Source organism: Sphingomonas sp. ERG5 (assembly GCF_000803065.1).
Taxonomy (GTDB): Bacteria; Pseudomonadota; Alphaproteobacteria; order Sphingomonadales; family Sphingomonadaceae; genus Sphingomonas.
This window is the reverse complement of sequence record NZ_JSXI01000078.1, coordinates 1-5,691: the sequence shown is the minus strand read 5'-3', so window position 1 is coordinate 5,691 and position 5,691 is coordinate 1. Positions and strand designations below refer to the sequence as shown.

Genomic DNA, 5,691 nt, shown 5'->3' with positions numbered 1-5,691 from the left:
ACCCCCGGCCGATCATCGACCAGCGCAAGCTTCTTGCCGACAAGACGGTTGAACAAAGTCGATTTGCCGACATTGGGGCGGCCGATAATCGCGACCGTGGGAAGTTTGGACATCAGCCTGCCTTACGCTGCTCTGCAGCAAAGGTCACTCCAGTGCGCAACATCGAGGTCCCGCCACCAGGCGGGACCTCGAAATCATTACCGATAGGCCGTGATCCGGCCCTTCATATCAAGCACATAGAGCGTATTGTTGGCGACGATCGGCGGCAGGTTGATCGCCGCACCCACCTTCATCGTCGAGCTGACTTCGCCATTGCTGACCGACGCGGAGACGATCTCGCCTTGCGAATTGGTCAGGATCAGCCGGCCGCCGGCGAGAACCGGGCCGAACCAGGTGATCGGACTCTTGCGCTTCTTGACGTTCTTATAGCCCTCGAGCTGACTGATCCAGCGCACCAGCCCGGTCGAACGCGTCAGGCAGACCAGCCGCGCATCGTCAGTGATCAGGAACAGCCATTCGCCCGCGATCCACGGCGTCGAGATACCGGCGAAATTCTGCGACCAGACGCGCTGGCCGGTGGCGAGGTCGATCGCGACGGTACGGCCACCCTGCCCGACCGCATAGACGCGGCCCTGCTCGATCACCGGCGCCGCATCGATATCCGCCAGCGACGACACTGACGTCGAAATCGCCGAACGCGACAGCGCATCCTGCCACAACGGACGGCCATTTTCGTAACGATAGGCGTTGAGTTCGCCCGACGAGAAGCCGGCAACCACCGACCCCTGCGCCGCAGCGGGCGCAGCCACGCCGAACACGCCCTGCGATTCGAGCGAGCCCGACTGAGTCCAGCCGACCGTGCCATCGGCGAGCGACACCGCGAACAGCTGATTGTCCTGGCTCAGCACATAGAGATTGCCGTTCGAGATGGTCGGCGCGCCACGCAGCGGACCGCCCGGCTTCGCGCGCCACACTTCGGCGCCATTGGTCGCATCCAGCGCCACGACGTCACCAACGCCATCGGTCGCATAGACCCGGCCATCCTCGAAGCTGACGCCGCCGCCAAAGCGCGCGGCCTTGTTGGTGTTTTCCTTGGCGATGGTGGTCGACCAGATCTTCGCACCGGTATCGGCGGCAAAGGCGGAGACCGTCGCGTCGACGTCCATGGCATAGACCCGGCCACCGGCGACAACCGGCGGCGCGGCGAGCCGCTGGCGGTTCGATCCGCCATTGATGCTGGCGCTCCATGCCCGCGTCAGCGAATTGCCCAGGGCGACTTGCCCCATCGACTTGGACGCGCTGCCACCCGGCTGGCTCCAATTCTCATTGACCTCGGCCGGCGGCAGCAGCACCTCCACCGCGGCGATGGTCTTGTCCGGTTCGCTGGCGCTTTCGGCAAGCAGGATCGGCACGCGATCCCCCAGCACCGGAGTCTTTTTCTGGCCGCCCTTGAACACGCCACAGGCGCTGAGCGCCAGGAGAGCCGCGATCGCGAGCGGCACCCTCTTCCCTGTCATCATGGTGCTTTCTTTTCCTCAGGTGTTTCGACCGCGTCCACACCCAATACGCCGGCCATCTGAACCGCGCGTTGACGTAAGGTGGCCGGAACGGTCTCTTCACGGGCGATCTGGCCGAACAATTTGCCCGCCAGATCAGGTCGGTTCATCCGCAGATAGGCGCCCGCGACCAGTTCGCCCGCGCTTCCGAACCAGGGATTGCCCTTGACCGCGAGCGGCCGCAGACGATTGACGATGACGTCGGGTTTCAACGTATCGAATTCGGCCGATGTCTGGCGGACCAGCGCCAGGTCGCGGAACGGCGGGGCCAGCGACGTATCGGCGGCGATCTCGCCCAGCTTGGCGGCCGCGCCCTTCAGATCGTTCTTCTTGAGCAGCGCATCGGCCTGAGCGAATTTGGCGGTGACGCTATAGCCCTCGATGTTCGATCCGGCGAGTTGCTCCAGCACCTTGGGATCGGCCGGCTTGGTGCCGAGATCATCGATCACCGCCTGCAGTTCTTCGCCCTGCTTGCCGGCCGCTTCGGTCTTGTGGTGCTGCCAATACAGGAAGCCACCGAACAGCGCGAGCGCGGCCACCACGGCCAGGATCAGCCAGCGGCCATAGCGCGTCCAGACACTGGCGAGCTGATCGCGGCGGAGTTCTTCATCGACCTCACGCAAAAATGCTTCGTCGGGGTTCGGCGGGACGGCCAAGGCAGGCTCCAGATACAGTCAGGATAGGAAGGCGCGGACCTTAGCGGCGGCGGCGCGCAAACGGAAGTGTCTCAATCCTCAGCCGCTTTGCCCCCGCTTAGTCGCTCTTTGGCCGATATATCTGATCCGGCCCGGGAAAGGTCCGCGACCGCACATCAGCGGCATAGGTCTCAACCGCGGCGGAAATACGGCCCGCCAGATCATCGAACTTCTTCACGAAGCGCGGCGTGCGTTCGAACATGCCGAGCATGTCCTCAGTCACCAGAACCTGACCGTCGCAATCGGCCGAAGCGCCGATGCCGATCACCGGGCACGACACTTCCGCCGTGACGGTCTGCGCCAATGGCTCGATGATTCCCTCCGCGACGATCGCGAAAGCGCCGGCATTGGCGATCGCGCGCGCATCGGCGACGATCTTGGCATGTTCGGCATTGGTGCGGCCCCGCGCGCCATAGCCGCCAAGCGCATTCACGGCCTGCGGCGTCAGGCCGACATGGCCCATCACCGGAATTCCGCGCGCGGTGAGAAACGCGACGGTCGGCGCCATCGCCTCGCCGCCCTCCATCTTGACCGCCGCCGCACCGGTTTCCGCCATCACCCGCGACGCGGCGGCAAAGGCCTGTTCAGGGCTGCCCTCATAGCTGCCGAACGGCATGTCGATCACGACCAGCGCATGATAGCTGCCACGCACCACCGCCGCGCCATGCGCGCACATCATGTCGAGCGTGACCTGCAACGTCGATGGAAAGCCGTAAATCACCTGGCCCAGGCTGTCGCCGACCAGCAATATATCGCAATGCGGATCGAGCAGTTGCGCCATGCGCACCGTATAGGCGGTGAGCATCACCAGCGGCTCCTTGCCCTTGCGATTGAGGATCGCCGGGACGGTCAGCCTTTTCATCGGCGCCGGCGTGGGATTCGCGCGGCTGGTCGACGTATCGATCGTGTAAGTCGTGGACATCGGCGCGAACTAGCGGATCGGCGACGGCGATGCCAGCGCCCACCTTATATCAGCGCCCCTCACATCACCCAGAGCCGCGCCTGCGCATAAGCGGTGAACCAGATGGCGAAGACCCCGATCGCCGCGATGACCAGCGGAAACGGGACGACCTTTCCGACGCCCTTTTGCCGGATGATATCGGTCGTCGCGAACAGGTAGCCGAACTGCAGCACGAGCGCGACGAGCGAGATGACGAACAAGGGATGCGCCAGCGACGAATTGATCAGCAGCGCCAAGGCACCCAGCGTGCCGGCACCGACCGCGAGCGCGTAACAATAATTATACCACCAGGGCAGGCGCCCATAGAGCGTGCGGTCATATTCGGTTGCCGGCCCCATTGCCTCGGCCCCGAGACGAAATTGCTGAAAACAGAAATAGCAGCCGATCGCATTCCACAGCGCGAGCAACATCGCGACAACGTAGAACCAGATCGGCACCAGACCGGATTGTGCCATGTCATCCTCCCCATTCGGACGAAGGGAAGCTGCGCCTTCCCCCAGGGAAACGCAACCAGCGCGCGCCTCGCTGAGCCATCGACCTCAACCGAGCATCAAGCTGAACTGCGTTTTCCATCCCGCCACTCTGTCACGATCCATCGCAGCGTTGAATCGGGGTCCGATCCGGGATGATCGGGCGCATCGCAATGACCGGGCGATCGGGCGGGCCAGGAAAATGCCTCTCCCGCCATCATTTTTCCCGCAGCTGCGGGAGATGCTGCGGGAGAATGGTTTTTTGAGCGTTCTGCGGGAGTCTGCGGGAAAAGCTGCGGGAGTTTTGATGGATCCGCACGGGAGTTTTCCGGGTCCTTGCGGGAAAATCGGGAAATGGCGGACAGCGTGGGGGCCCGTGACGATCCAGAACGCGCCCGCTGTTTCCCCGTTATGCGCCGATTCAATTTCCCCCTACCTGCAGGAATGGCGATTTTCGTTTTCGTTTCACCAGGGTCAGAACCGCGATAGCGAATGGCGAAATGGCCGGCATTTCGCGAATGTGGCAAGGCAGTGCCGCTACGCGGTGCGCGCCGGCACCGGCATAGGGATCATCGATCTTCAGGATGCGAAAGAGCCGGGCGGATGCTGGAGAGCCTCCGCTACCGGCGACGCTTGCACGATCCGTGGTGGAATTGAATCGGTGCCCGGTCTTTTCGGCTGGATGGGCGGAACCCGGTCAAGGGAAGTCCGCGCGGCAATGTCAGCCGCCAAGCCCCGCAGCCTGATAGATATCGGGCTTGAAGCCCACCAGCAGCGTATCGCCCGATGCCAGCACCGGGCGTTTGATCATCGACGGGTTGGCGAGCATCAGCGCGATGGCCTTGTCTTCGTCGATCCCCGTCTTGTCGGTATCGGGCAATGCGCGAAAGGTCGTACCGGCGCGGTTGAGCAGCACTTCCCAGCCAACGACCCCAGCCCAGCGCCGCAAGGTCGCCGCATCGATCCCCGCGCTCTTATAGTCATGGAAGTCATAGGCGACGCCGTGATCGGCAAGCCAGGTCCGCGCCTTCTTGATCGTGTCGCAATTCGAAATGCCATATAGACGAATGGTCATAGCGTCCCCTTTTCGATTTGGTTGCAGCGAGCCCGCCTCCTAACAGGGGCAGGCTTGTGGTGAGAAGCTGACAGGCAGATATTCGACCCACAACCCGCCATTCGGCGCCATCGCCCCGGTTCCCAACTTCGGACGCCCGTTCATGGAAGGAAGCCATATGGGACAGGTTCGTAATAGGAGCGCCTCGACCACGCAGGCCGTCCGAGCAGCAATACAGCGATCGCAGCTTCGCTCGCTACGCTGGGCCGAGCACGCGGGATCACCCCCAGACGGTAGCAAAGTGGCGCAGGCTGTCGACGATCGAGGATATGAACACCAGGCCGAAGGCCCCTCACTCTAATACCCTGACTGAATCCGAGGAAGCGAGGCTCGTCGCGTTTCGGCGGCACATTCATTCGTCATCGATCATGATCTCAGCGACAAGGCCTCTTCCGCCGGGTCCCCGGCCCATGATCAGTCGTCCTCCATGCGCCCGTGCCACACGCTCTACAATCGAAAGGCATATGCCCGCCCCTTCGACTTTCGATCCAGCGCCGCGCCACAGCCTACCCTTGAAGCGCGCGCAATCGGATTCGGAAATAGCAGAAGCGTCGTCGTTCACCGCGAGTCGCGATCCGGGGTGGCGATCACCTTGCCACGGTGTTTCCGACCACCCGGCCCGTGGATTTGCTCCTCGTCTGATCATTTCTGTACACGGTCTTTCGGGGATATGGGAGGATTGGCCGGAAATGCCGCATACTTGCTGAGGCGGCTTTTTCGGGATGGACATGGCCGGCCTTGGATGAAACGGAATCAGCCGACTGCAATACAGAACAAGTGAATGCCGTGAATTTGAAGTTAGCCTCGCTGTGCCTTGCCGCTGCCGCCCTTCCCTCGGTCGCCGACGCTCGAAGCTCGCACGCGGAAATCGCCATCACCTTCGATGACCTGCCCG

6 protein-coding genes are annotated in these 5,691 nt (G+C 62.9%); all 6 read right to left on the bottom strand.

Annotated features, from left to right (window positions below; genetic code table 11):
• Positions 1–113: GTPase (locus OO12_RS27790; RefSeq protein ID WP_152616312.1), on the bottom strand; the 113-nt coding region annotated here is incomplete at its 3' end.
• 84 nt (positions 114–197) lie between these two features.
• Positions 198–1,520: an outer membrane protein assembly factor BamB family protein gene (locus OO12_RS25050; RefSeq protein WP_034161428.1), complete on the bottom strand. Its 1,323-nt coding sequence runs from the start codon at positions 1,518–1,520 to the stop codon at positions 198–200.
• Positions 1,517–2,212, bottom strand: a complete 696-nt coding sequence (locus OO12_RS25045; RefSeq protein ID WP_034161427.1) for a tetratricopeptide repeat protein — start codon at positions 2,210–2,212, stop codon at positions 1,517–1,519. The genes OO12_RS25050 and OO12_RS25045 overlap by 4 nt, the downstream gene beginning before the upstream one ends.
• A 97-nt stretch (positions 2,213–2,309) precedes the next feature.
• Positions 2,310–3,173, bottom strand: coding sequence for a 3-methyl-2-oxobutanoate hydroxymethyltransferase (panB, locus tag OO12_RS25040; protein WP_034161426.1), 864 nt, complete (start codon positions 3,171–3,173; stop codon positions 2,310–2,312).
• A gap of 59 nt (positions 3,174–3,232) precedes the next feature.
• The gene (locus OO12_RS25035) at positions 3,233–3,667 is read right to left on the bottom strand and encodes a hypothetical protein (RefSeq protein ID WP_235365011.1); all 435 of its coding nucleotides are present in this window, start codon (positions 3,665–3,667) and stop codon (positions 3,233–3,235) included.
• Between the two features lie 736 nt (positions 3,668–4,403).
• Entirely contained in the window at positions 4,404–4,757 is a 354-nt protein-coding gene (locus OO12_RS25030; protein ID WP_034161425.1) for an ArsC family reductase, read from the bottom strand.
• Between the last annotated feature and the right edge of the window lie 934 nt (positions 4,758–5,691).

Bases quoted from the DNA above. Each gene is read 5' to 3' on its own strand.
- OO12_RS25050 (WP_034161428.1), bottom strand. From the start codon at position 1,520: ATGATGACAGGGAAGAGGGTGCCGCTCGCGATCGCGGCTCTCCTGGCG.
- panB (WP_034161426.1), bottom strand. From the start codon at position 3,173: ATGTCCACGACTTACACGATCGATACGTCGACCAGCCGCGCGAATCCC.
- OO12_RS25035 (WP_235365011.1), bottom strand. From the start codon at position 3,667: ATGGCACAATCCGGTCTGGTGCCGATCTGGTTCTACGTTGTCGCGATG.
- OO12_RS25030 (WP_034161425.1), bottom strand. From the start codon at position 4,757: ATGACCATTCGTCTATATGGCATTTCGAATTGCGACACGATCAAGAAG.